The sequence below is a fragment of the Corynebacterium sp. TAE3-ERU2 genome, assembly GCF_019209955.1.
Classification (GTDB): domain Bacteria; phylum Actinomycetota; class Actinomycetes; order Mycobacteriales; family Mycobacteriaceae; genus Corynebacterium; species Corynebacterium megadyptis.
Map to the genome: position 1 here is coordinate 366,252 of NZ_JAHUTL010000002.1, position 25,280 is coordinate 391,531.

General features: G+C 64.7%; 18 protein-coding genes. 10 read left to right on the forward strand and 8 right to left on the reverse strand.

All coding sequences use genetic code 11. The features are described 5' to 3' along the window. Positions 1 to 3: 3 nt before the first annotated feature. The 3 genes from purH to KRX12_RS04570 all read right to left on the reverse strand — a co-directional run bounded on the left by purH (position 4) and on the right by KRX12_RS04570 (position 3,829). Positions 4 to 1,590, reverse strand: a complete 1,587-nt coding sequence (gene purH, locus KRX12_RS04560) for a bifunctional phosphoribosylaminoimidazolecarboxamide formyltransferase/IMP cyclohydrolase (protein ID WP_218365875.1) — start codon at positions 1,588 to 1,590, stop codon at positions 4 to 6. 82 nt (positions 1,591 to 1,672) lie between these two features. After that, a complete protein-coding gene (purN, locus tag KRX12_RS04565) occupies positions 1,673 to 2,224 on the reverse strand; it encodes a phosphoribosylglycinamide formyltransferase (protein WP_151530124.1) in 552 nt (183 codons plus the stop codon). 60 nt (positions 2,225 to 2,284) lie between these two features. Next, a complete protein-coding gene (locus tag KRX12_RS04570) occupies positions 2,285 to 3,829 on the reverse strand; it encodes a DUF6350 family protein (RefSeq protein WP_218365876.1) in 1,545 nt (514 codons plus the stop codon). A gap of 470 nt (positions 3,830 to 4,299) precedes the next feature. Between KRX12_RS04570 and KRX12_RS04575 the strand changes: the two genes are divergently transcribed. After that, positions 4,300 to 5,016 carry a M23 family metallopeptidase gene (locus KRX12_RS04575; RefSeq protein WP_151548958.1) on the forward strand — a complete coding sequence of 239 codons (717 nt, stop codon included), beginning with the start codon at positions 4,300 to 4,302 and terminating at the stop codon, positions 5,014 to 5,016. A gap of 125 nt (positions 5,017 to 5,141) precedes the next feature. On the opposite strand, the gene KRX12_RS04580 is transcribed toward KRX12_RS04575, so the two are convergent. Continuing rightward, entirely contained in the window at positions 5,142 to 7,637 is a 2,496-nt protein-coding gene (locus tag KRX12_RS04580) for a UvrD-helicase domain-containing protein (RefSeq protein WP_255550070.1), read from the reverse strand. Between the two features lie 134 nt (positions 7,638 to 7,771). On the opposite strand from KRX12_RS04580, the gene KRX12_RS04585 reads away from it, so the two are divergent. Then, entirely contained in the window at positions 7,772 to 8,071 is a 300-nt protein-coding gene (locus KRX12_RS04585) for a chorismate mutase (RefSeq protein WP_151530035.1), read from the forward strand. Positions 8,072 to 8,153: 82 nt separating this feature from the next. Here KRX12_RS04585 and KRX12_RS04590 read toward each other — a convergent pair whose 3' ends face one another. Continuing rightward, the gene (locus tag KRX12_RS04590; RefSeq protein WP_218365877.1) at positions 8,154 to 9,635 is read right to left on the reverse strand and encodes an NAD-dependent succinate-semialdehyde dehydrogenase; all 1,482 of its coding nucleotides are present in this window, start codon (positions 9,633 to 9,635) and stop codon (positions 8,154 to 8,156) included. 240 nt (positions 9,636 to 9,875) lie between these two features. Here KRX12_RS04590 and KRX12_RS04595 point away from each other — a divergent pair, with 240 nt between their 5' ends. From KRX12_RS04595 to KRX12_RS04610, 4 genes are all read left to right on the forward strand, one after another. Further along, positions 9,876 to 11,906 carry a fructose-specific PTS transporter subunit EIIC gene (locus KRX12_RS04595; protein WP_218365878.1) on the forward strand — a complete coding sequence of 677 codons (2,031 nt, stop codon included), beginning with the start codon at positions 9,876 to 9,878 and terminating at the stop codon, positions 11,904 to 11,906. Positions 11,907 to 12,116: 210 nt separating this feature from the next. Next, positions 12,117 to 12,797 (forward strand): DUF1707 domain-containing protein, encoded by a 681-nt coding sequence (locus tag KRX12_RS04600; protein WP_255550097.1) that lies wholly within the window; start codon positions 12,117 to 12,119, stop codon positions 12,795 to 12,797. Between the two features lie 257 nt (positions 12,798 to 13,054). Beyond that, complete coding sequence (gene pgi / locus KRX12_RS04605) at positions 13,055 to 14,695, forward strand: glucose-6-phosphate isomerase (protein WP_218365880.1); 1,641 nt, start codon at positions 13,055 to 13,057, stop codon at positions 14,693 to 14,695. A 169-nt stretch (positions 14,696 to 14,864) separates the two neighbouring features. Beyond that, complete coding sequence (locus tag KRX12_RS04610; protein ID WP_218365881.1) at positions 14,865 to 16,097, forward strand: MFS transporter; 1,233 nt, start codon at positions 14,865 to 14,867, stop codon at positions 16,095 to 16,097. On the opposite strand, the gene KRX12_RS04615 is transcribed toward KRX12_RS04610, so the two are convergent. Continuing rightward, positions 16,094 to 16,921: a DNA-formamidopyrimidine glycosylase family protein gene (locus KRX12_RS04615; protein WP_218365882.1), complete on the reverse strand. Its 828-nt coding sequence runs from the start codon at positions 16,919 to 16,921 to the stop codon at positions 16,094 to 16,096. The two genes, KRX12_RS04610 and KRX12_RS04615, sit on opposite strands and share 4 nt — an antisense overlap. Before the next feature lie 112 nt (positions 16,922 to 17,033). Continuing rightward, positions 17,034 to 21,920: a DEAD/DEAH box helicase gene (locus tag KRX12_RS04620; RefSeq protein ID WP_218365883.1), complete on the reverse strand. Its 4,887-nt coding sequence runs from the start codon at positions 21,918 to 21,920 to the stop codon at positions 17,034 to 17,036. Between the two features lie 34 nt (positions 21,921 to 21,954). Between KRX12_RS04620 and KRX12_RS04625 the strand changes: the two genes are divergently transcribed. From KRX12_RS04625 to KRX12_RS04640, 4 genes are all read left to right on the forward strand, one after another. Beyond that, positions 21,955 to 22,713, forward strand: coding sequence for a 3'(2'),5'-bisphosphate nucleotidase CysQ (locus tag KRX12_RS04625; RefSeq protein ID WP_218363616.1), 759 nt, complete (start codon positions 21,955 to 21,957; stop codon positions 22,711 to 22,713). Between the two features lie 105 nt (positions 22,714 to 22,818). Next, the gene (locus tag KRX12_RS04630; protein ID WP_151530026.1) at positions 22,819 to 23,619 is read left to right on the forward strand and encodes a thymidylate synthase; all 801 of its coding nucleotides are present in this window, start codon (positions 22,819 to 22,821) and stop codon (positions 23,617 to 23,619) included. Between the two features lie 24 nt (positions 23,620 to 23,643). Further along, a complete protein-coding gene (locus KRX12_RS04635) occupies positions 23,644 to 24,147 on the forward strand; it encodes a dihydrofolate reductase (RefSeq protein WP_218365884.1) in 504 nt (167 codons plus the stop codon). A 46-nt stretch (positions 24,148 to 24,193) separates the two neighbouring features. Next, entirely contained in the window at positions 24,194 to 24,439 is a 246-nt protein-coding gene (locus KRX12_RS04640; protein ID WP_218363618.1) for a mycoredoxin, read from the forward strand. A 75-nt stretch (positions 24,440 to 24,514) separates the two neighbouring features. On the opposite strand, the gene cobF is transcribed toward KRX12_RS04640, so the two are convergent. Continuing rightward, positions 24,515 to 25,267, reverse strand: coding sequence for a precorrin-6A synthase (deacetylating) (gene cobF, locus KRX12_RS04645; protein ID WP_218365885.1), 753 nt, complete (start codon positions 25,265 to 25,267; stop codon positions 24,515 to 24,517). Positions 25,268 to 25,280 lie beyond the last annotated feature (13 nt).

A 25,280-nucleotide genomic window follows, 5' to 3' on the forward strand; every position in this document is an offset into this window, starting at 1 on the left:
GGTTTAGTGAGCGAAGTGGCGGGCGCCGGTGAAGTACATCGTCACGCCGGCCTTGGTGGCGGCCTCGATCACTTCATCATCGCGGATGGAGCCGCCGGGCTGCACCACGGCACGAACTCCAGCCTCAGAGAGCACCTCGAAGCCATCGGCGAAGGGGAAGAAGGCATCGGAGGCGGCCACCGCACCGCGGGCGCGCTCCTGCTCCCCTGCCAGGGTATTGGCGCGCTCGACCGCGAGCTTGGCGGCGTCCACGCGGTTGACCTGCCCCATGCCCACACCCACGGTGGCGCCATCGTGGGCGAGCAGGATGGCATTGGACTTGGTGGCGCGCACCGAGCGCCATGCGAACTCGAGATCGGCCAGGGTGTCCTCGTCCACGGCCTCACCGGCGGCGAGGGTCCAGCCGGCCGCGGTATCGCCCTCGGCCTGGAGGCGATCGCGCTGCTGCACGAGCAGACCACCGGAGATTTCACGGGTCTCATACTGCTGCTGCTCGGGGGCGGGGCAGAGCAGGATACGAATATTCTTCTTCTGCTGCAGGATCTCTACCGCACCGTCCTCATAGCCGGGGGCGATAATCGCCTCGGTGAAGATCCCGGAGACAGTTTCTGCCATCTCCTTAGACACGGCACGGTTGGCGGCAATGATGCCGCCGAAGGCAGACATCGGATCGCAGGCGTGGGCGCGGCGGTGGGCCTCCGCAATGGACTCCTCCGATACCGCGATACCGCAGGGGTTGGCGTGCTTGATGATCGCCACACAGGGACGCTCGTGGTCCCAGGCGGCGCGCCAGGCTGCGTCGCCATCGGTGTAGTTGTTGTAGCTCATCTGCTTGCCGTGCAGCTGGGTGGCGCGCGCCAGTCCCTCATGCTCGGCGTCGTTGAGATACAGGGCCGCGCTCTGGTGCGGGTTCTCGCCATAGCGCAGGGTTTCCTGCAGGCTATAGCTGGCGCCGCGCCATGCGGGGAAGGTGTTGTCGGCATCGTCCTGCTGGTGCAGCTGCTCGCCCATCCAGGTGGCCACGGCCACGTCATAGGCGGCGGTGTGCCGGAACGCCTCGGCGGCGAGCTCGGTGCGCTCGGCCCGGCTAAAGCCGCCGCTGGAGAGCGCCTGGGAGATGGCGTCGTAATGCGCAGGCGAGGTGACCACGGCCACCGAGGGGTGGTTCTTCGCGGCGGCACGCACCATGGAGGGACCGCCGATGTCGATCTGCTCCACGCAGGCGTCGAAGTCGGCGCCGGAGGCCACGGTTTCGCGGAAGGGGTAGAGATTCACCACCACCAGCTGGAAGGCCTCCACGCCCAGCTCCTCGAGCTGGGAGAGGTGATCGTCCTTGCGGGTGTCGGCGAGGATGCCTGCGTGCACCTTCGGGTGCAGCGTCTTAACCCGCCCCTCAAGACACTCGGGGAAGCCGGTAATGGCCTCCACGGGGGTCACGGGAACCCCGGCCTCCTCAATGCGGGCAGCGGTGGAGCCGGTGGAGACAATATCCACGCCGGCCTCGTGCAGATCACGCGCGAGAGACTCCAACCCAGTCTTGTCATACACGCTGATCAATGCGCGCTTAATAGTCTTGCGATCCTCGCTCATATGAGCTTGTTCCTAACCTTTCGCAGTATGTCTTTCGCCAACAATGGTCTCTGGTGCGCAGCGCCTGCCGTAGCGGCGCAGGCTAGCTGCGGGACAGAGTGTGCAGCACATCAACGATGGCCTGCCGCTCTACTACTTTGATGCGCTCATGCAGGCTGGCTTCGGTGTCATCGGCGTGCACCGCAACGGGGCGTTGCTCGATGATCTCGCCGGTGTCCACGCCCTCGTCAACGTAATGAACCGTCGATCCGGTGACTTTCACCCCGTAGTTCAGCGCATCCCGCACCGCGTGCGCGCCCGGGAATGCGGGCAGCAGCGCCGGGTGAGTATTAATGACCCGCCGCGGGAAACGCTCGAGAAACTCGGGGCTGAGGATGCGCATAAAGCCCGCTGAAACAACAAAATCTGGCTGCAGCGCCGCTACGGCCTGCGCCAGATCTCGGTTCCAGTGGTCTCGCTCCGCGCCGCCACGAAAGGGCACGAGCTCTGCCTGCACTCCAGCGGTGCGGGCCCGCTCCAGGGCCTGGCATTCGCAATCCGCCACCAGTCCACATACGCGATACGACTCATCCTGGGCGTCCATGATGGCCTGGGCGAGAGTGCCGGAGCCCGATGCCAGAATGACGATGCGCATGGGCTGCAGATCAGTGCTCGGGGTAGTGCTATGGGGTGAAGTCACGAACACATACTAACGCTAACGCGGTTGACTACTGTCTTCTTCCCCCTGCGATCGCTCAGTTTCGGCCTCCTCTACCCCCGTTTGGTTGTTCTCATCCGCACTTTCTGTGCTTTCGCTTGTCGACGCTATCTCGGCGTCATCCTCCCCCGCTGCCGGATCCGGATCCTGCGGGTGTTCCTCGGCGGCGACGGCCTCCTCCGCGGCCGTATCTTCTGCGGCAGCGCTCTCTGTGGGCTCCTCTTCTTCGTCCGACTCCTCTGCCTCGTCCAGCTCCGCGCTCTCCTCTCCCGGGCTAGCGGCGGGCTCGCCGATGGCGGGGATGTCCGTGAGCTGTTCTTCGTAGTCCTCGTTGTGCTCCACATCGTCGAAACCGCCGACGAAGTCCGCTTCGTCTTCCTCGGTTTCTTCGCTGTCCTCGCTGTACTCCTCCTCGGAGTCGGTCTCGCGGAATTCCTCCGGAACCGCGGCGGCGGCGCGATACGCCAGCAGGCGGTCCAGGCCCACCATGGCGATGCCGAGTACGAGCATCCACGCCGCACTCACACCGGCGAAGAGAGGCACATGAACGCCGATAGAGCCGTAGAGGCCCACCTGGCCGCTCAGCAGCCATGCCAGCACGGCGGCGATCGCGGCAGTCCAGAGCCCGGACAGCGCCACACACAGCCACGGACGCTCGGCGCGGGCGGGGATGCGCCAACCGATCTCGAGGGCAATGAGCATCGGCACCAGCAGGAGCAGCCAAGCGTAGTCCCAGATCGAGGCCGGCCACGCTGTCAGCAGCGGCAGCGGGGGCATGGGCACGAGGGTGGCGTCGAAAAGGCTCACAAACCCCTCACCGAAGCGGGCCTCGCTACCGCTGAGCACCGCCATGGCGGCGACCACGCCATTGACGGCGTAGAGCACAGAGACCCCCACCACCCCGAGGAAGCCGGAGCTGCCCTCGAAGGCGCTGCGGATCTCGCCGAGCGCGGCATGGTGGGCGGCGATGCTCACGCCGACGACGAGCACAGCGACGGCGGCCATGGCGGTATGAAAACGCGTGGCCGCGTCGAAGCCGCTGAGCACTTCGCTAGGAACACCGTATTTCTTGCACAGTGCCCGCCACAGGCGCGGGCCCATGCCAAAGATCAAGGCCAGCAGGTGAATGGCGAGCACACGCCCCAGCAGGTTCGGCAGCTGCAGGGTGAACTCGGCCGGACGCAGCACGGCCCAGATCGCCACAGCAAACAGCAGCGGCACAAGCACGGTGGCGCCGGTGAGATAGGCGATGTCCACCACGCTCACCTTTTTATTCACGTTGTGCCGGATCAAGGCGGCCATGCCGGCGATCACCACCACCGGCCCCAGAAGCGGCATCGCGGAAAAGGTGACGGTCTCGGCGTGGAGCGCCGCCGTATGTGCCCCTGCCCACACATAGGCGGTGGCGTTCAGCAGGTACCCCAGAGGCTCATTACTAAAGAGAATCGCGGCGAACGCCACCACCACACAGAGTGCGAGCACAATCACGTTGGCGATCACCGAGGCCCCGCCGAAGCGGAGTAGACGTGACCGCCACGTCACGGGAGCGGGCGCTTGCTCAGCTGCGCGCTGGCGACGTTCGGCGGTGCTGGCGCTAACCTTGACACGCCTCGATTGTCGCGTTTTCCTCGAGGAATGGCTCTGTGGCGACGTCGTTTTACTCACACGACCACTTTGCCATGAATCAGCGAAAGATAGGTCAAGCGACACTAGCAGCGCCCTCACCCCCTCTCGGGTGGGAGGGAAAGAGTCACGCCTGTAACGTTCTCCCCCGTTGTCACGTATAGAAACATTTTTCACAACATGCTCGATTGTGCTTGACCAATTCGTTATAAAAGGCTAGCGTTACTACCTGTTGATAACGGGATGGTTACATTTTTGTACACTTCTAAGGATCTAACGATTCCGTACCTTCTGGATGTCCACAGTCTCTGTATGCATCCAGCAGCGTCACGATAATCCAGATCCGCGGTTCCCCCTCGGAACACTAGTTAGGCACAGAAAGAAGGCTCATGCAGACTCAGACTCGGGCACACGCCAAGCACCGCACCACTGCGATGAGCGCAACCGCTAAGGGACGCGTCGCCGCAGTGGCTTTTGCTACTGGCTCCGTCTCCATCGCGGGGGCCGGCGGCGCCGCCGTTGCCGCTACCACTGCTGATTCCCAGCCTGAGACCGCCGCTTTCGAGCTGGCCGCCGATCCGGCGACCACCATCCCTGATGCACAGCCGCAGATCCTCGCTATCGCCGAGTACAAGCCGGTGGAGGACTTGAGCAACCAGGTGCAGACCGCCCTGAAGTTCACCAAGGACCGCCTCGCCGCCGATGCTGCGGCCCGCGCCCCGAAGGCTGCCAAGCCGGCCGAGGGCACCTTCACCTCCCCCTTCGGCCCCCGCTGGGGCACCATGCACAACGGCATCGACATCGCCAATGCCGTGGGCACCTCCATCGTCGCCGTGCTGAATGGCACCGTGATCGATGCCGGCCCGGCCTCCGGTTTCGGCAACTGGGTGCGGGTGCTGCACGATGACGGCACCATCACCGTCTACGGCCACATGGAGACCGTCGAGGTCGCCGTGGGCCAGAAGGTGACCGCCGGGCAGCGTATCGCCGGCATGGGTTCCCGTGGTTTCTCCACCGGCTCCCACCTGCACTTCGAGGTTCACCCCGGTGGCGGCGGCCCCATCGATCCCGTGCCGTGGCTGGCCAACCTGGGCATCCACGTCTAAATAATCTTTAGAACATAAACATCAGCCCGCAGCGTGTGTGATCACGTTGCGGGCTGATATCGTGTTGGCCCTGCTGCGGGCGGGGGCGCGGGATAGGCGCGCCTCAGCGCTAGGCAGGGTGCTTCTTAGAGCTTCTCCATGGGCACACCGCCGAGCAGCATCAGGCGAACGGTGCCGCTCGAACCGAAGTCGATGGTGGCGGTGGCACGCACCCCCACCCCTTCCACGGCCACCACGGTTCCGAGGCCGTATTTATCGTGATTGACCCTATCGCCTGCCTGCAGCGAGAGATTCTTATTCAGATGGCGTTTCGGCGCGGGGCTGCTGGGGCGCGGACTCGAGTGCTGGGGCGAGCCATAGCCCGAGCCATAGCTGGAACCGGAGCCATAGCCCGAGCCGGACCACGAGCCGCCGCCCATTCCTGAGCCGCTGCCCCATGCGGAGCCGGGCTGCGGTTCTTCTCGCTCCCACTCGATCAGCTCAGAGGGGATCTCGTTGAGGAAGCGCGAGGGCGGGTTATTCATCGGCTTGCCCCATGCCGAGCGCACCATGGCCCGGGTGAGGAAAAGCCGCTGCCGCGCGCGGGTGATACCCACATAGGCCAGACGCCGTTCCTCGGCGAGCTCGGACGGATCCCCGAGACTACGCATGTGTGGGAATTGCCCGTCCTCCCAGCCGATGAGAAAGACCATCGGGAACTCCAAACCCTTGGCGGTGTGCAGCGTCATAAGCGTCACGACGCCCTCGTCGCCATCGGGCAGCTGATCGGCATCGGCCACCAAGGAGACGCGCTCGAGAAAAGCCTGGAGGCTACCCGGTGCGGGCTCGCCCTCCTCTACCTCGAGGGCGCCGCCGTCCATCTCCGCATAGGCCTTCTGGTTCATGACTTCGGAGGTGAACTCGCGCGCGACGGACACCAGCTCGTTGAGGTTATCCAAGCGGGTCGCGTCCTGGGGATCATTGGATTTCTCGAGTTGGTGCTTATAGCCGGTGACGTCGAGAACCTCGGCGATGATATCGCCAATAGCGGGGATCTCCTCCTCGGCGACGATCTCCTCCATCCGGGCGCGCAGCCCGTCCATCATCTCGTTGTAGCGGGCGATTGCATTGCGGCCGCGCCCGCCGAGCAGGTCAATCTTGCCGTTGCCGGCGTCGATAAGCGCCTGGGAAAAGGGGATCTGGTTATTCGCGGCGTGCAGATCCACAAAGGCAAGCGCCCTATCGCCGATACCGCGGCGCGGGGTGTTGATGATGCGCCGAATGGAGACGTCATCATCGGGGTTATCCAAGACGCGCAGGTAGGCGACGATATCGCGGATCTCTTTGCGCTCATAAAACCGGGTGCCACCCACCACTCGATAGGTGATGCCACAGCGCATGAACGCGTCCTCGAGGGCACGTGAGGCATTGTTGGTGCGATACATCACCGCCACCTCATCGGCGCTGTGTCCCTCATCGAGCAGGCGGTTGATTTCCGAGGCGATATAGGAGGCCTCGTCGTGCTCATTATCGGCGACATAGCCGATGATCTTCGGGCCGCTGCCCTCCGCGGTCCACAGCTTCTTCTCTCGGCGCCCCTCGTTTTGAGAGATCACCGCGTTCGCCGCGCTCAGAATATTCTGCGTGGAGCGATAGTTCTGCTCCAGCAGCACGGAGCGGGCCTGCGGGAAGTCACGCTCAAATTCCTCGATATTACGGATGGTGGCGCCGCGGAAGGCATAAATCGACTGATCGGCATCGCCCACCACACACAACTCGGAGGGGTGCTCGCTCTCAGCGCCGACGAGTTCTGCGACAAGCGCATATTGGGCGTGGTTGGTGTCTTGGTACTCGTCTACGAGGACGTGGCGGAAACGGGAACGATAGTGCTGGGCTACCTCGGGGTGCTGGCGCAGAATCGCCACCATCTCGAAGATGAGATCATCGAAGTCCACGGCATTAGCCTGCCGCAGCCGGCGGTTGTATTCCCGATACACCGCGGCATGGGTCTCCTCATAGGGGTTATGCGTCCGCTCTGCGGCGGCCGCCGCCTCCTCGGGGCGCAGCAGCTCGTTTTTCCACGCAGAGATGGCATTGGCCACCTGGCGGGGTGGGAAACGCTTGGCGTCGAGCTGCATGTCCTTGGCCACCAGGCCGATCAAGCGGCGGGAATCATCGGCGTCATAAATGGTGAAGTTGGAATTCAGCCCCGGCACCAGATGCGCATTTTGCCGCAGCATCCGCACGCAGGTGGAGTGGAAGGTAGACACCCACATCTGTTGCGCCGCTGGGCCGACCAGCTCCAGCACCCGCTCGCGCATCTCGGCGGCGGCCTTATTAGTAAAGGTAATAGCCAGCACCTGCCACGGAGCGACGCCGCGTTCCGCCAGCAGATAGGCGATGCGGCGGGTCAGCACCGCGGTCTTGCCCGAGCCAGCGCCCGCCACAATCAGCAGCGGCGTGCCACTATGCAGCACAGCCTCGCGCTGCTGCGGATTCAGCCCCTCGACAATGGCCTCCGAGCGGGCCTGCGGCGGGCGCGACGCTGCCGCTTCGGCAGCGCTGGGAAAGGCCGCCACGCGGGCGGCGGGAGACACGGCGGAGGACTGGGTGCTACGCGGACTAAAGGGAGAATTCGACATAGTGTCTTCTAAACTACTCGTTCGCTCGGACACTGCTCAGCGATGCTCACCCAGGCGTTCGATAGACGCAGCAATCGCAGGCATTATCCCAGCGCATACCCCGCGATGTGGTGGGGGTGTGGCACAATACTGCTATGAGTGATGCTGAAGATTTTGCTATTCGCATGCCGTCGGGCACTGATGATCCGCTCTCTGACGCCGAGATCCAGCAGTATCGCAAGGAAATCGATCGTCTCGACAAGGTCATTATCGAATCCATCCAGCGCCGCACCGCCATTTCCCAGGCCATTGGGAAAACCCGCATGGGCTCCGGCGGCACTCGCCTCGTCCATACCCGCGAGGTGTCCATCATTAATGAGTTCCGCGAGCAATTGGGCGAAGAGGGCCCGCAACTCGCCGGTATTCTGCTGCGCCTCGGCCGCGGCAAGCTCTAGCCTCTCTCCCGACGCGAGGGCGGCGCAGCCCACCATGAGTTCATGATGTGGGTGCGCCGCCCTTGATCCGTGTGCGGTGGTTTTAGAGGCTGGCCTCCGGCAGTGCCATGAGCTTGGTTTCGAGATACTCGTCAATACCTTCGAAACCGCCTTCGCGGCCCACACCGGACTGCTTCACTCCACCGAAGGGGGCGGAAGGATCAGAGATCGCGCCCTTGTTAATCGCCAGCATGCCCACCTGCATCGCCTCGCCCGCGCCGAGGGCGCGCTCGAGGTTCTCGGTAAATACATAGCCTGCGAGGCCAAAGAGGGTGTCATTGGCGAACTCGATGGCGTCTGCATCGGAGCTGGCCTTATAGATTGCCACCACGGGTCCGAAGATTTCCTCGCTGGCGATGCGCGCCGAGCGCGGCACATCGGCCAGCACGGTCGGCGGGAAATAGGAGCCCTTCTCTGGGAGATTCTCGTCCAGCTCGTAGACGCTGCCTCCGGCGAGCACCCGTGCGCCTTGGGCGATGGCGTCATTGACCAGTTCGGAGACGGTTTCTACTTGGTCATCACCAGAAAGCGGCCCCACGGTGACGCCCTCATCGGTGCCGCGCCCCACGGTGTAGGTGCCGATCAGCTCGGTGACGCGCTCGCAGAAGGCGTCGTATAGCTTCTCATGGACGATGAAGCGGTTCGCGGCGATGCACACCTGGCCGGCGCCGCGCATCTTCGCGACCTTCACGGCCTCCACGGCCTTGTCGAGATCAGCATCCTCACAGACGATGAAGGGGGCATTGCCGCCCAGCTCCAAGCTGGCGCCGAGGGTGTGCTCGGAGGCCTTCGCGTGGAGTGCCTGACCCACCTCGGTGGAGCCGGTGAAAGTGAACTTGCGCAGGCGGGGATCCTCCAGCAGCGAGGACGCCGCCGAACCGGAGCCAGGAATGATATTGATGACGCCATCGGGCAGCCCCGCCTCCTTGAGAATGCGGGCCAGATACAGCATGGTCAGCGGGGTCTTCGAGGCCGGCTTGAGCACCATCGTGCACCCAGAGGCCAACACTGGGCCCATCTTGCGGGTGCCCATCGACAGCGGGAAGTTCCACGGAGTGATGGCCAGCACCGGACCCACCGGCTGCCGGATAGTGATGACGCGGCCACCACCAGCGGGAGTGATGCGGTAATCGCCGCTAATGCGGACGGCCTCCTCGGCGAACCAGCGGAAGAACTCGGCGCCATAGGCGACCTCGCCCCGCGAATCCGGGAGGGCGCGGCCCAGCTCGGCGGACATGATGTAGGCCAATTCCTCACTGTGCTCAGTGAGCAACTCGAATGCGCGGCGCAGAATCTCGGCGCGTTCGCGCGGGGCGGTGGCCGCCCACTCCTGCTGCACCGCAACGGCAGCATCCAGTGCTGCCACGGCATCCGCCTCGCCGGCCTTGGCCACCGTAGCCAGCACACTGCCATCCGAAGGATTTTCTACCTCGAAGGTCTCGCCGGAGCGGGCATCAACAAATTCACCATTAATAAAAAGCTGCGTGGGGCAATCAGCAATGACTGCGTCTAGATCAATACTCATAGCCACCACTATGCCCCCGAAGCAGAAATGGCGCCACTACCCACTGCCCGCGCTGGTGAGGGTTAGGGGTGGGGGTTGGGCGGCATCGCCGGGGCTAGGCTGTGGCGACGCAGCACACAGGCCCGCTGCGCAATCCCCTCGAGCTAGCGGCCGGGGCGGACAGAGCGCCGCCACTCACCGAGGTCGCTGGCCCTATTCGCCCGCCGAGAGGCTCACTCAACCGGTGTTATCCTACGTCCCATGAGAGATGCACGCGATAGGGGCACGCCACGAGTGCTGGCCATCACAGCCTGCCCCACCGGAATTGCCCACACCTACATGGCCGCCGAAAACCTCGAGGCCGCTGCCCACGAGATGGGAATCGAGCGGCGCGTGGAGACACACGGCTCGGTCGGGGTCGAGGGCGCCTTTAGCGCCGAGGAGATCGCCAATGCCGACGCCATTCTGATCTCCGCAGACACGGTGATCGACAAGCAGCGCTTCGCCGGAAAGCGGCTATTGAGCACGTCTGTCGATGCCGCCATTAAGGATCCAGCCACAGTGCTCGAGCGCGCCCAGTCCGCCCCGGTGTGGACAGCCGGCGGCGCCCAGGACGACAGCACCGACACCGCCAGCAGCGATGAGCCACTGCGCCGCCAGCTCTACCAAGCGCTGATGAATGGCGTGTCGCACATGGTGCCCTTCGTGGTCACTGGCGGTTTGCTCATCGCCGTGTCGCTCTCCCTGGGCGGCGACCCCAGCCCCGAAGGCTTGGCCATTCCGGAGGACTCCTTCTGGTTCATGCTCAGCTCCATCGGCGCCCTCGCTTTTGGCTTGATGGTGCCGGTGCTCTCCGCCTATATCGCCTCCGGTATCGCCGGCCGCCCAGGCCTCGCCCCGGGCTTTATCACCGGCATGATTGCGGTGACGGGATCGCTCTATAACTCCGATGCCGGCGCCGGCTTCATCGGCGGCATTATCACCGGCTTCCTCTCCGGATATGTGGCCCTAGCGGTTAAGAAGATACCGGTGGGTAAATATGGTGCCGCGATCATGCCGGTGATCGTGATCCCCATCGCCACCACGCTCATCGTGGGCCTGCTCTTTGTCTACGTCCTGGGCGGACCGATCTCCTCGCTCTTTGCGGCGCTGACCACATGGTTGGCCTCGCTCGAAGGCGCCTCGGTGATTGTGCTCGGCGCCATTCTGGGAGCGATGATTGCCTTCGATATGGGTGGACCCTTTAATAAAACAGCCTTCCTCTTCGGTGGCGGCATGATTGCCAGTGGCAACGCTGCCCCGATGGGCATGGTGGCCGCGGCGATCGCGGTGCCGCCGCTGGCGGTCGGGCTGGCCACCCTGCTGCGCCGCAGCTGGTTCAATAACGCCGAGCGCGACTCCGGCATCGCCGCGCTATTCATGGGCTTCTTCGGCATCACCGAGGGCGCCATCCCCGTGGCCGCCGCGCGTCCGCTACAGGTCATCCCCGCCAATGTGGCCGGCGGCGCTGTCGCCGGTGCCGTCGCCGGCCTGCTGCATGTGGAGGACAACGTGATGCACGGCGGCCCCATTGTGGCGATACTCGGCGCGGTGGACAATACCCTTGGATTCTTTATTGCCTTGGCCGCCGGTATCGCCGTCACCACTGGCCTGATAATCGTGCTCGTGGGCGTTTCTCGACGCCAACAGCAGGACACCTCCCCTGCGGGCGAGACAGCCGCACCTGCAGAGCACACTACCGCCGGAGCCGGCACTGCTGCTGCCTCAGCCACCGAGGCCGCAGCCGGCGCGTCACCCGAAGCCGCCGAGACCACCACCGAGACCGCCTCCGAGGCCGAGGAGCTCATCACCGCCTCCTTGGTTGCCCTCGACACCCTCGCCCCCGACAGCAGCCAAGAGGAGGTACTGCGCACTCTCGTGCACGCCGCGAGCGAGCAGGACAGAATCACTCACCCCGAGCAGGTCATCGATGCGGCTCGTTCCCGCGAGGCCCACGCCTCCACCGCGGTGGGGCATCACGTGGCTATCCCCCATGCTCGATGCTCTGCGGTGGCGCGTCCCACCCTGGCTTTCGCCCGTATTCCCGAGCCGGGGATGCAGTGGGATGAGGATGCCGAGGATCGGGTTCGCATGGTCTTTTTCATTGCCGCTCCCGAGGATGCAGGCACAGAGCACCTGCGGATTTTGTCGAAGCTGGCCCGAGCCACGATGCGCGAAGATATCCGCGCCCAGCTGCTGCAGGCCACCACGGCAGAAGAAGCGGTGGCTGTGATTCGCAGCTGCATGCACTAGCGGCGCGCCCGCACCAGCGTGCAGCTACTTCCTCCCCCCGCGCCGGCGACCACCGAAACTCTCCTCGGTCGCCGGCGCTGCTGTGCATGGTGCACCGGCATGTCTCAGCGCACCGGAAAGGCGCACCTGTTTCGCCCCTGAACAGGAAAAACTGGATTACACTGAAGTTATGACTTCGAGTCCTCCTCGCATGATCGACAGCCGCCACGACTGCGTGCAAGCGACCACGATCGTTCCCGTGTCCTTGACTACCTCGCCCACGCCTATGCGGATGGGCGGCTCGACTATTCCGAGTTCGATGAGCGTTCCTCGGCTGCGTCCACCAGTCGTTTCATGGACGAGCTCAGCCCGCTCCTCGAGGATCTCGGCGGCACCCCAGAGCTGCCCGCTGTATCCCCCTCTCATGCTCTGTCGCCACGCCCGGATTCTGCGCAGTACGCGACGGAGCAGTGGGCACCACGGCCGGAACAGCAGCGCGCCATCGCCCGCATCACTCGCCGCGTCGTGGGCGGGACGGGCTCGAAATATTCTTTGAGTCTCTTCGGCGCCAACTCCTTTTCCGGTGGTAGCACCCTTGCCACCCGCCATGACGCCATCGTGCTATTTAGTGGCACTAGCCTCGATTTGCGCCACACCCAGCTGGAATCGAAGAACATCACCATCACCTTGAATGTGATGTTCGGCGGCTGCGACATCATCGTCCCCGAGGGCATGCGCGTGATTATGAACCCCGTGACCTTGTTCGGCGATAGCACAATAAAAGTCAAAGACGGCGTCCGGGTGGACCCCAGCGAGTTACCCTCCTCCGCCCCGTCTGTCACCATCAACGGGTTCGTGTTATTCAGCGGCTGCGATGTCATTATCGCCCCAGATAAGTACGCACAACCCTAAACGTGGTTTTTGGGTTCCCACGTTTCCCCCAGCCGAATGTCCGATTATGTTGGGACGTTCACCACAGCTAAGAAGCGCCACCTGCGCGCTTGCGCTGACACGTCCCGCACACCCCAGCACAACGGGCATAGTCTCGCTAGCATTACCCCTAGAGTGGCGAGCCGATGAGCCGCACCACGGAGCTTAGTGCTGCCGGCCTCTCATAACTCGCCCACACTTTCCCAAGATCCCATATATCAAGGAGCGTTAGAGAAAAAGTGTCGATGGATATTACCAAGACTGAGACCTGGAGCAAGCTGTCCGCTCATCACAATAAGCTGAGCGAAACCAGCCTCCGCGAGCTCTTCGCCGGCGATGCCGAGCGCGTCTCTAAACTCACCTTCTCTGCTGCTGACCTGCACGTGGATCTGTCCAAGAACGTGATTGATGATGACGCCCGCGAGCTGCTGGTGCAGCTGGCCCGCGAGGCAGGGCTGCCGGAGAAGATCGAGGAGATGTTCTCCGGTTCGCACATCAACAACACTGAGGACCGCGCCGTGCTGCACACCGCGCTGCGCATGCCGGTGGAGGACTCCTTGGAGGTCGACGGCCAGGACGTGGCTGCGGACGTGCACGAGGTGCTCGGCCGGATGCGCGATTTCGCGCAGGCGCTGCGCTCGGGCTCGTGGCTCGGCCACACCGGCCACACCATTAAGACTGTGGTCAATATCGGTATCGGCGGCTCGGATCTGGGCCCGGCGATGGCCACCAAGGCGCTGCGCACCTACGCCACCGCCGGTATCAACGCCTACTTTGTCTCCAACGTGGACCCCGCGGACATGAGCGCTGTGCTCGAGAAGGTGGACCCGGAGTCCACCCTGTTCATCGTGGCTTCGAAGACCTTCACCACCCAGGAGACTCTGGCCAATGCCCACGCCGCGAAGCGCTGGCTGCTGGAGAAGTTCGATGGCGATGAGTCGGCTGTGGCCAAGCACTTCGTCGCCGTGTCCACCAATGCCGAGAAGGTCGCCGAGTTCGGTATCGACACGGAGAACATGTTCGGCTTCTGGGATTGGGTTGGCGGCCGCTACTCGGTGGATTCCGCCATTGGTCTGTCGCTCATGGCCGTGATCGGGCCCATGGACTTCATGCGTTTCCTCGAGGGCTTCCACGCCATGGACACCCACTTCCGCACCACCCCGCTAGAGCAGAACGTGCCGGCCCTGATGGGTTTGCTCGGCGTGTGGTACACCGATTTCTTCGGTGCGGAAACCCACGCGGTTCTGCCCTACTCCGAGGATCTCTCCCGCTTCCCCGCCTATCTGCAGCAGCTCACCATGGAGTCCAATGGCAAGTCGGTGCGTCACGACGGCACCTCGGTGACCACCAACACCGGTGAGATTTACTGGGGCGAGCCCGGCACCAATGGCCAGCACGCCTTCTATCAGCTGATGCACCAGGGCACCCGCATCGTGCCGGCGGACTTCATTGGTTTCGCCCGCCCCAAGGAGGACCTGCCCACCGCCAGCGGCGAGGGCTCCATGCACGATCTGCTCATGGGCAACTTCTTCGCCCAGACCAAGGTGCTTGCCTTCGGCAAGACCTATGAGGAGCTGCTCGAAGAAGGCGTGCCCACCGAGCTCATCACCCACAAGCTCATGCCGGGTAACCGCCCCACCACCACCATTCTGGCGGAGGAGCTCACCCCCTTCACCCTTGGCGCCCTCATCGCGCTCTACGAGCACATCGTGTTCACTCAAGGCGTGATCTGGGACATCAACTCCTTTGACCAGTGGGGCGTGGAGCTGGGTAAGCAGCAGGCTAATGACCTTGCCCCGGCCGTGTCCGGTGAGCAGGAGCCCAACTCGGGCGATGCCTCCACCGACGCCCTGATCGCCTTCTACCGCTCCAAGCGCTAGCGCTTCCTCCCACCGCCTTTTTCGCCCAGCCTGGGTGCGGCCTCGTGCTGCACACGCGCTGGGCAGCGGTGTCTTCAGCACCCGCAGCACGCGGGCGAGATACCACTAGCTGGGATGCGCTCTGGGCCTAGATTCCCGCGCGGTGACGCACAGGCGTAGTGTGTCTGCCGTGACTGACACCACGACACCCCAGCCGAATCGCCGGATAGCGTTCATCGCTGCAGCGGCTATTGTGTTGAGCTCTCTCAACCTTCGCGCCCTCGTCACCGCCCTGCCGCCGCTGCTGCCGCGTATCGACGCCAGCTTAGGCCTCAGCGGCGTGATTCTCGGTGTTATCGGCATGGCCCCCACCGTCACCTTCGCGCTGGCAGCGTTGTCCACACCGCGTATGTTGCGCCGCTTCACCTCCGCGCAGACCTTGTGTATCGCGATGCTCGCCACGGCCTGTGGCCAACTGCTGCGCGTGCTGGGGCCATCGACCCTGCTGCTACTGGCGGGAACGTTTTTCGCGCTCTTTGCCATCGGCCTCACCAACGCGGTGATCCCGGTGGCGCTTCGTGCCTTCTTCCCGCGGCGCGTGCCGCAGCTATCGATCGTCTACATGGTGTGCATGCAGATCGGCATGATGAGCGCCCCCTTGCTCTCTGAGCCGCTGGCCGAGTCCCTCGATGGCCGCGGTGGCGTCGCGGGCTGGCAGTTCGCGCTCGGCGTGTGGATCATCCCCGCGCTGATCGCCGCCGCCGCGTGGTCTCCGCTGTGGGGCTTGGCTCGTAGCCGCGCCGCTGCTCAGGCGGCCGCGCGCCGCAGCTCCCTGCCGGTGCATCGCACCGCCGTGGGTCGCGGGCTGGTGGTGATGTTCGGCATGACGAGCTTCTCCACCTTCTCCTATATGCTCTTCATCCCCCAGATGTATCTGGATGGCGGCGCCAGCGTGCACTTCGCCGCGCTCATGCTGTCCTATTGGTCTGGCTTGGGCCTCGTGCTTTCTATCGCCGGGCCGTGGATCGCCGCCCGCCTCCGCGATCCCTTCCCCGTTTTGGCGTTTTTCCTGCTCTGCTTCATCGTGGGCAATGTGGGTATGGCGCTAAACCCCATGTCGGCGCCGTGGCTGTGGATCACGCTGTCTGGGGTCGGGCCGCTGTCCTTCCCCACCGCACTCACGCTGGTGAATCTGCGCGCCCGCACCACTGCCGGCGCCACCGCGCTGTCGAGTTTCGGCCAGGGCGGCGGCTACACCATCGCCGCCGTGGGCCCGCTATTATTCGGCACGCTTCACGACGCCACCTCGAGCTGGATCGTGCCCGTGGGCATGACCGTGATCGCGACGGTGCTGGTCGCTATCGGCGCCTTCTTCGCCACCCGCCCCACCTATGTGGAGGCACAGCTCGGCGACGCCGCCTAATCCGCCCCCAGCAGTGGCTGGCAGCGGGGGCACCACCAGATGACACGCTCCAGCTCTCCTGCATCGCCGCCCTGGTCCACCCCGCCGAGAAAGCCCTTCTCAATGCGGCTGCCACAGCGGCGGCAGGGGCGGGCATAGCGGCCAAACACATAGGCGGTCTCGCCAACCCGGTTGATCCCCGTGCTCACCCGCTTGGTGGCGAGGCGATTGGCCCACATGAGGCGACGGGTTATGCGCACCACCGCGGCCACATCCACCTTCGCCACGGGCGTGGCAGGATGGAGGCCGGCGAGGAAGCAGATTTCGGCCCGATACTCGTTGCCCACGCCCGCGAGATTGCGTTGATCCAGCAGGGCCGCGCCGATGGCGCGCTCGGGGCGGCGCAGAATCCTCGCGCAGGCCTCCGCCTCATCCCAATTCTCCCCCAGCACATCGGGCCCCAGATGCGCGATGGCCTGCGGGTACTCGGCGCTGCGTAGAACGTGCACCAGTCCCAGCTCGAAGCCCACCACCTCGATGGGGCGGGGATACTCGGGCGCGCCGTCGAGCTGCAGCACCACCCGCGCTTTCCAGCCCGGCTTGGACCAGCGATCCCCGCTGAGGGTTATGCGCCACGTGCCCTCCATTTTCAGGTGGGTCTGCAGGATCTGGTGCCCAAAATCCATGAAGAGATACTTGCCATAGGGCCACACCTGCTGCACGGTCGAGCCGCTGAAATCGGTGGTGGCCCAGCGCGGCACCCGCAGCGAGGAGCCCACGACCTTCCGCCCCGTCATAAACTGCAAGCGGCGGCTGAGCTGAAATACTGAATCGCCCTCAGGCATGCTGTGCTCTCTTCCTCGTATCGCTCGGCGGCGACGGCTCCCCACTAGGCACCTCGGATGCGTAGTGCGCTGCGTGGCAGTGTAGCAACCCCAGCCAGTGAAACCGGCGCCCCTAGCGCCGCCGACCGCCGGCACCGAAGGGGCCTCGGCGCTCGCCCCTGGGGCCTGCAGAGGGGCGTCGAAAAGCATTCTTATCCACCGCCTCCACGGCATCGGCCAACCCCCTGCCCCGCCGCTTCGTCTCCTCGGCGCTGCTGCGGCTGGAGCCGACGCGCACCCCCTTGGGCGTGATGCTCAGCCCCAGTGCGCGCACCGCCGGCAGCAGCGGCGACTCCCATACCGAGACCCCATTGATCTTTTCCACCACCACAGGTGTCACCGAGGTCAGCTGGGTGGCGTGCTGCACGGCGGCGTCGATATCGCGCAGCGCAGACTCCACATCCGCCACCTCCTCGGGAATCCGGAGAGTCTTGCCGCCGCGGCTGAGATATCCCAACAGAACCCCGCCCCGCAACACCACCATGGCCCCCGCCGCGCGCGAGTAACCACTACCCGGCCACTCGAGGGCGGCCCCATAGGGATTGGCGGGATCCGCGGCGGCCACAAGATAGAGGGCATCCTCCCGGGTGGCGCGCACGCGATCCACCACCGCAGAGGTAGAAAACTGCGCCCCACCCAGACCATCGATGATGTAACCGCGGGTGGCCTTTCCGGTTTCTGCAAAAGAGCGCAGCACCTTATAGGCCAGCGCAAAACCACCGAGAACATTCTCCGCCTGGATCGAGCCGCGGGTGACCACCCCATAGCGATCCAGCCACGCCTCGCCATGCGCCACGGCGCGGGCAGTGGCCTCCGCCACCGGATCAGCGGGCCGGACGGCACGGGAGAAACGACCCGGCACATCCACCGGTTGGCTGGCGTGCCCGGCGCGCCGGGCGTTAGCGCTCTGGGCGAAGCTGGTGCGCCCCATGCGCAGGCGCGAACGATTGGGGCGGCGGGTGGCGCGGTGCGCGGTTGCGCCTTTCGTGGAGGTGCCGGCGAGCCGGGCCCGCAGCGGGGCGAAGCTCTCGGGGCTCACCAGTGTTTTCTCGATCAGCGACCATAAGCTATCGCGCACCACCTCGGGGCTGTGCTCGGCTGGGGGCAGCGGCACTCCGAGTTCATCGGTGTAGCTCTCAAGGTAGCTCTGGAGTTCGCTGAAGAGGAAGGCACCGCCGGTGTCGAGGGCCTGCAGCAGCGCTGTCTCCGTGGTGGAGAGGGTGTGCTCGGTACCCTCCTCTAGCAGTTGTGGTGCGTAGTCGGCGGGGATGAGGCTCACCCACGGGTCGCGGGCGCCGGCGAGGCCGCGGCACACCACGAGGACCTCGCCGTTTTGGGTGAGCTCGTCGAGATCCGTGGGGGTGTAGTTGCTCACCCGCAGCGGAAAGACGAGGGACTCCCAGGCGCTGGCGGGAAGAAATACCCCTGCCAGTTGCTCGCACACAGCGAATACACCATCGGCGCCGCGCAGCGTCGGATAGTCGCCGCAGGCGGCAAGGTTATGCCACTCGGGAAGGAAGGCGGCATAGGCCTGCTGGCTCACCGGCTCGATCTGGCTCTGCACCTTCGCCAGGGTGCGGGTGCGGAGTTTTTTCAATACCCCGCGATCGACGTATTCCTGCTCCTCGATCTCGGCGCGGTAGCGTCCTTCCACCGCGCCATTGCGGCTGGCGGCAGTGGCGGCCACGCTGATCCCTATACCTAAGGCGGTGGCGAGTTCCCGGGCGGTGAAGGGGCCGCGGCTGCGGGCGAAGCGGCGCACCAGCTGATCGAGGGCGTCGTCGATGGTGTCCGGATCCGCGCCGACCCCAGGCGGGACGGGGATGCCGAGGCCATCGCGCAATAGCGCGGCGTCGAGCGCCAGCGCCGCATGGGCCTGCCCCTGGATGCGCACCTCCATCACCTGCTGGCTGTGGGCGAGCTGGGTCCACGGCTCGGGGAAATCGGCGTGGCGCTGCAGCTCCGCCAGCGGGATGGGACCGGTTTCGCGGAGCACGTCGATAAGCGCATCGGGGGTGCGGGCCCGCCAGCCCTCGGCGGTGTGCTGCAGCTGGGCGTGAACCTCGGAGATGATGTCTTGATCCAGCATCTCCCGCAGCTCCACTGTGCCGAGGAGGCTGGCCAGCAGCTCGGGGTCGAGAGATAACGCGGCGGCGCGTTTCTCGGCGAGTGGAGTATCGCCTTCGTACATGAACGCGCCGGTGTAGTTGAACATGAGCGAGGAGGCGAAGGGGCTGGGCTGCTCCACGGTGACCTCGGCGATGCGCACCCGGTGCTGCTCTATATCGCCCATCAGGGCGGTGAGCGCGTCGAGGTCATAGACATCCTGCAGGCATTCGCGCACTGTCTCCAAGATGATGGGAAAGGAGGGGTATTTACGGGCTACGTCGAGCAGCTGGGCGGCGCGTTGACGCTGCTGCCACAAGGGGGCGCGCTTGCCGGGGTTGCGGCGCGGCAGCAGCAACGCTCGGGCCGCGCATTCGCGGAAACGGGAGGCAAACAGCGCCGAGTTGCCCACCTGTTCGGTGACCAGATCGCTGATCTCGTCCTTATCGAAGCGAAAAAGCTCCGGCCCGGGATCGGTGTCCATGGCGGGCAGGCGCAGCACAATGCCATTATCGCCGGCCACGGCCTGGGCATCGATGCCGCTGTGCTCGGCGATGCGCGCCCCCACGGCCAAGGCCCACGCGGCATTGACGCCGCGACCATAGGGCGAGTGCAGCACCACGCGCCAGTCCCCGAGCTCGTCGGTGAAGCGTTCCACTAGCAGGGTGCGTTCATCGGGAACCATGCCGGTGGCCTGTTGCTGCTCGCGCACAAAGGCGCGCACATTATCGCGGGCCCACTGGTCGAGATCCGAGTTCTCCAGCACCTGCGGGTCATCGGCGACGCGGCGCAGAAATTCGCCGATCATCACCCCGAGCTCCGCGGGCCGGCCGGGGCTATCGCCGCCCCAGAAGGGCAGCCGGCCGGTGTGGCCGGGGGCGGGGGTCACCAGCACCTGATCGCGGGTGATCTCCTCGATGCGCCAGCTCGACGCCCCCAGGGTGAAGACATCGCCCACGCGGGACTCGTAGACCATCTCCTCATCGAGCTCCCCCACTCGCCGCGGCCCGTGCTCGCCGCCGCCGGCCAAAAACACCCCAAACATGCCGCGGTCAGGAATGGTGCCGCCGCTGGTCACCGCTACCCGCTGCGCCCCCTGCCGGGCAGAGAGCAGGCCGCTGACGCGATCAAAGTTCACCCGCGGTTTGAGCTCGGCAAAATCCGTGGAGGGATAGACCCCGCTGACCAGGTCCACCACGGAGTCGAAGACGGTGCGGGCGAGATGGTGATAGGGATAGGCGCGGCGCACCATCTCATACCACTCATCCACGTGAATATCGCCGTTCACGGTGACGGCAATGGTCTGCTGTGCCAGCACGTCGAGGGGATTCTGCGGCACGCTCAGCGCCTCGATAAACCCGGCGCCCATCTTGTCGACCACCACGGCGGAATCCACCAGATCGCTGCGATGCGTGGGATAGAAGGTGGCGCGGGATACCGCGTTGACGCGGTGCCCGGCTCGGCCAACGCGCTGCAGCCCCGAGGCCACAGAGGGCGGGGATTGCACCTGGATCACCAGATCCACCGCACCCATATCGATGCCGAGTTCCAGCGAGGAGGTGGCCACCACGCAGCGCAGCTCGCCGCTTTTCAGCGCCGCCTCGGTGTGGGCGCGTTCATCCTTGCTCACCGAGCCGTGGTGGGCGCGGGCGATGATCGCCTCGGCCTCACCGGCGATATCCGTGGACTTCATTAACTGGGCGGGATCGCGTCGGCGGGCGGCGCTGAGCGCCTCGGGCTGGTGCTGGGCGGCATAGAGCTCATTAATGCGGGAGGTCAGCCGCTCCGCGCTGCGCCGAGAATTGACGAATACCAAGGTGGAGCGGGCGGTCATCACCTGCTCATAGAGTTGTTCCTCGATGAAGGGCCAGATGCTTCCCTGCTGCGGCAAGGCCGATTCCACGGCGGCGTCGTCGAAGCTGGGCAGGCTCGGCGCGGACTGTTCATCGTTGTCGCTGCGCTGGCTGTGATCGTCGATAAGCGGAGAGGCGATCCCCAAAGGATCGTCGATGGTGGCCTCCCCGATGCTTGAGCCGCGCTCCGGCACAGGCAGATCCGACATATCGGGCACCGGCACCCGCACGCTCAGATCCCATTCCTTGCTGCTGTGCGGTGCCACGATATCCACGTCACGGTCGCCGCCGAGGAACTGGGCGACGGTGTCAATGGGGCGCACCGTGGCCGATAAGCCGATGCGCTGCACTGGGCGCTCGCTCAAGCCCTCCAGCCGCTCGAGGGAGAGCGCCAGATGGCTGCCGCGTTTCGTGCCGGCGAGGGCGTGGATCTCATCGATGATCACCGTATCGACATCGCTGAGAATCGACGCCGCCTTCGAGGTGAGCATCAGATATAGGCTCTCGGGCGTGGTGATTAACACATCGGGGGCGTTACGTACCTGCCGCGCCCGCTCAGCCTGCGGGGTATCGCCCGAGCGCACGCCCACGCTCACTCCGTGCAGCCGCACCCCATCGCGCTCGGCGGTCGTTTCAATTCCCGTCAAGGGCGCCCGCAGATTGTTCTGCACGTCCACTCCCAGCGCCTTCAGCGGGGAGATATAGAGCACGCGCACGCCCGTCTCGCTGACCTCCACCCGGCCCGGCGCGGGCACCCCCTGCAGAGGCAGCGCGTCTTCGCTGCGCTTATCGACGCTATCCTGCCGGCTCACCAGCGTGTTCAGTGCCCATAAGAAGGCAGAAAGTGTTTTACCCGAACCGGTGGGCGCCACCACGAGCGCATGGTGTCCTGCGGAAATAGACTCCCACGCGGCGGCCTGCACGGCGGTGGGAGCGGCGAAGACATCAGTAAACCAGCGCGCCACCACTGGGTGGAACTTCTGCAGGATCTGAGCGGTCATGTAACCATCAAACCAAACCATTAAGCTAAAGGGCATGACTGCGCACATTGATGATGCCATTTTGACCCACCGTCTCGCCCAAGGAACCGGAGAGATCCTCAAGGGCGTCCGTAATGTCGGCGTGCTGCGAGGCCGCAACCTCGGCGATGCCGGCGATGAGCTTGCCCAGAACTGGATCGCGCGTGTGCTCGAGCAGCACCGCCCCGAGGATGGAGTCCTCTCCGAAGAGGCCGCGGATAACCCCGCTCGTCTCGGCAAGGACCGCGTGTGGATTATCGATCCGCTCGACGGCACCAAGGAGTTCGCCACCGGCCGTCAGGACTGGGCGGTGCATATCGCGCTAGTGGAAAACGGCACTCCCATCCACGCCGCCGTCGGCCTGCCCGATCTGGGCGTGGTCTTCGACTCCTCCGATGTCAAGGCCGTGATGGGCCCGCGCCCCTACAACATCGTGCTGTCGAAGAACCGCCCGCCGAAGGTAGGCACCTTTGTGGCCGAGCAGATGGGCTGCAGCATCACCCCGATGGGTTCTGCCGGCGCGAAGGCGATGTCTGTGCTGCTCGGCGATGCCGACGCCTATATTCACGCCGGCGGCCAGTACGAGTGGGACTCCGCCGCGCCGGTGGGTGTGGCCCAGGCTGCCGGGCTGCACTGCTCGCGCCTCGATGGCTCCGAGCCCACCTACAACAACCGCGACACCTACATGCCGGACATGGTGATCTGCCGCCCCGACATCAAGGATGAGATTCTGCAGCTCGCCGCGCAGTATCTCGAGGAGAACGGCTCCTACTAATACCGCCCCACCCCGCGCCGCCGGCATTCTTAGCCCGCGCGGGGTGTGTCTTTTTCTCTAGCTCCCCGTCGGCGGTCTTTACCGCACTAGGTATGCTTAGCGGCTGTGAGTATCGAGACGCCTTATGAAGATCTTCTGCGCACTATTCTGCAGCAGGGCACCCGCAAGGATGACCGCACGGGCACGGGCACGATCAGCCTTTTTGCCCAGCAGATGCGGTTTAATCTGGCGGAGTCCTTTCCGCTGATCACCACGAAAAAAGTGCATATGAAATCCATCATTGGGGAGCTGCTGTGGTTCTTGCGCGGCGATTCCAATGTGGGCTTCTTGCACGAGCACGGGGTGAGTATCTGGGATGAGTGGGCCGATGAGAACGGCGATCTCGGCCCCATCTACGGCGTGCAGTGGCGCAGCTGGCCCACCCCCGATGGCCAGCACATCGATCAGATCTCGCGCGCTCTCGAGACGCTGCGCACCAACCCGGATTCCCGCCGCACCATCGTCAGCGCCTGGAATGTCTCGGAGCTCGATTCCATGGCCCTGCCGCCCTGCCACCTGCTCTTCCAGCTCTATGTGGCCGAGGGCCGGCTGTCCTGCCAGCTCTATCAGCGCAGCGCCGACATGTTCCTCGGCGTGCCCTTTAATATCGCCTCCTATTCCCTGCTCACCCACATGTTCGCCCAGCAGGCGGGGCTCGAGGTGGGCGAGTTCGTGTGGACCGGCGGCGACTGCCACATCTACACCAACCATCTCGAACAGGTGCGCACCCAGCTCGAACGCGAGCCCCGCCCCTACCCGCAGTTATCGCTGCGCAAGGCGGAGTCGATGTTTGACTATGACTTCTCCGATATCGAAATCACCGGCTACGATCCGCACCCGGCTATTCGTGGCCAGGTGGCGGTCTAGCCCGCTGGGGAAAGGAGTAGGTGGATGATCGGCGCTATCTGGGCGCAGTCCCGCGACGGCGTGATCGGCGATGGCCACACCATGCCCTGGCATATTCCCGAGGATCTCGCCCATTTCAAGGAGATCACCTCCGGCCACCCCGTGCTCATGGGACGCGCCACCTGGGAGTCCCTGCCGCCGGCCGTGCGCCCCCTGCCGGGCCGCCGCAACCTGGTGGTATCCACCCGCACGCCCGGGCCGTGGTCCGCCGGGGCCGAGGTACTGCCCGATCTGCGCACTCTGCCCGAGTGCGACACCCTGTGGGTGATGGGCGGCGGCAGCATCTACGAGGCTCTTCTTGATCGCTGTGAGCGGATTGAGATGACGCTTGTCGACGCCACCCTCGCCGCCGAGCTCGGCGACGCTGCCGTGTATGCGCCCGCGCTGCCCGCGGATGTCGAGCTCGTCTCTGAAAGCGACTGGCACACCTCCCGCACGGGCACCCGCTACTGCTTCCGCAGCTATCGCCGCAGCAAGCCGCGCACGTGAGTTTTCTGGGTGCGCTGAGAGCCACGGGTGTGGCACAGTGGAGGCTATGGCTAACGTAACTTTGTACACCACGTCGTGGTGCCCCTTTTGTCAGCGCCTGAAGAAGGCTTTGAACCGTACCGAGACTCCTTTCGATGAGATCGATGTGGAGCAGGATTCCGAGGCTGCCGCATGGGTGGAGTCGGTCAACGATGGCAACCGCGTGGTTCCCACCGTGAAGTACTCCGATGGCTCTACCGCCACCAACCCGGCTGCATCCGAGGTGCGCGCGAAGCTCGAGGAGCTTAGCTAACTACCCACTCAGCACGAGAAAGAGGCTCCCACCAGTGATCTGGTGGGAGCCTCTTTGTGTGTTCTCTGCCCTGTATTAGGAGGCGGGCTCCTCGCGCAGCAGGTAGATATCCATAATCCAGCCGTGTTCGGCGCGGAGCTGCTTTTTCAGCTCCGCGATCTCGGCGCCGATCTCGCAGACCTTGCCGCGGCGCAGCACCTGCCAGTCCGTGGAGAGATACGCGCCCCAATAGATCACGGTGTTCTCCGTGTAGTTCTCCATCCAGGCCGCTCCCCCATCGAGCATCACCACACAGTTCGCACGGTCTGCCTCGCTGGTTTCTGGCAGCTTGCGGGCGGTGGTGACATGGATGGCTTCACCGATGCGGTTCAGCAGCATCCCGTGGGCCGCGGTGAGGGCCTGAATAGCGGTGATACCTGGGTAGATCGATCGGGTATGGGGTGTGTGCAGCCGGTCCAAGATCCGCAGCGTGGAGTCATAGAGCGAGGGATCGCCCCAGACGAGGAAGACGGCTGTGCCGCCGTTGGGGAGATGCTCGCCCAAGGCGGCGTCGATACGCTGCGCGCGCGCCTGGTGCCAGCGTTTCACCTCTGCTGCGTAGTTCTCGGGATGGCGGTCGCGGGGCGGATCAGCAATAGCAACGAGCTTCACCTGCGGCGCATGGGCCGCAATGATGCGCTCACGGACGGCCAAAAGCTCCGCCTTGTCCTCACCCTTATCAAGACTCAAGACGCAATCTGCGCTAGCAAGCGCCGCGATTGCGTCTTGGGTGATATGCCCGGGGCTACCGGCCCCTATCCCGATCACACAAATATGTGTGTCGTTCATGGTGGCAGTGATC

Bases quoted from the DNA above. Each gene is read 5' to 3' on its own strand.
- purH (WP_218365875.1), bottom strand. From the start codon at position 1,590: ATGAGCGAGGATCGCAAGACTATTAAGCGCGCATTGATCAGCGTGTAT.
- purN (WP_151530124.1), bottom strand. From the start codon at position 2,224: ATGCGCATCGTCATTCTGGCATCGGGCTCCGGCACTCTCGCCCAGGCC.
- KRX12_RS04575 (WP_151548958.1), top strand. From the start codon at position 4,300: ATGCAGACTCAGACTCGGGCACACGCCAAGCACCGCACCACTGCGATG.
- KRX12_RS04580 (WP_255550070.1), bottom strand. From the start codon at position 7,637: ATGTCGAATTCTCCCTTTAGTCCGCGTAGCACCCAGTCCTCCGCCGTG.
- KRX12_RS04585 (WP_151530035.1), top strand. From the start codon at position 7,772: ATGAGTGATGCTGAAGATTTTGCTATTCGCATGCCGTCGGGCACTGAT.
- KRX12_RS04590 (WP_218365877.1), bottom strand. From the start codon at position 9,635: ATGAGTATTGATCTAGACGCAGTCATTGCTGATTGCCCCACGCAGCTT.
- KRX12_RS04595 (WP_218365878.1), top strand. From the start codon at position 9,876: ATGAGAGATGCACGCGATAGGGGCACGCCACGAGTGCTGGCCATCACA.
- KRX12_RS04615 (WP_218365882.1), bottom strand. From the start codon at position 16,921: ATGCCTGAGGGCGATTCAGTATTTCAGCTCAGCCGCCGCTTGCAGTTT.
- KRX12_RS04620 (WP_218365883.1), bottom strand. From the start codon at position 21,920: ATGACCGCTCAGATCCTGCAGAAGTTCCACCCAGTGGTGGCGCGCTGG.
- KRX12_RS04625 (WP_218363616.1), top strand. From the start codon at position 21,955: ATGACTGCGCACATTGATGATGCCATTTTGACCCACCGTCTCGCCCAA.
- KRX12_RS04635 (WP_218365884.1), top strand. From the start codon at position 23,644: ATGATCGGCGCTATCTGGGCGCAGTCCCGCGACGGCGTGATCGGCGAT.
- KRX12_RS04640 (WP_218363618.1), top strand. From the start codon at position 24,194: ATGGCTAACGTAACTTTGTACACCACGTCGTGGTGCCCCTTTTGTCAG.
- cobF (WP_218365885.1), bottom strand. From the start codon at position 25,267: ATGAACGACACACATATTTGTGTGATCGGGATAGGGGCCGGTAGCCCC.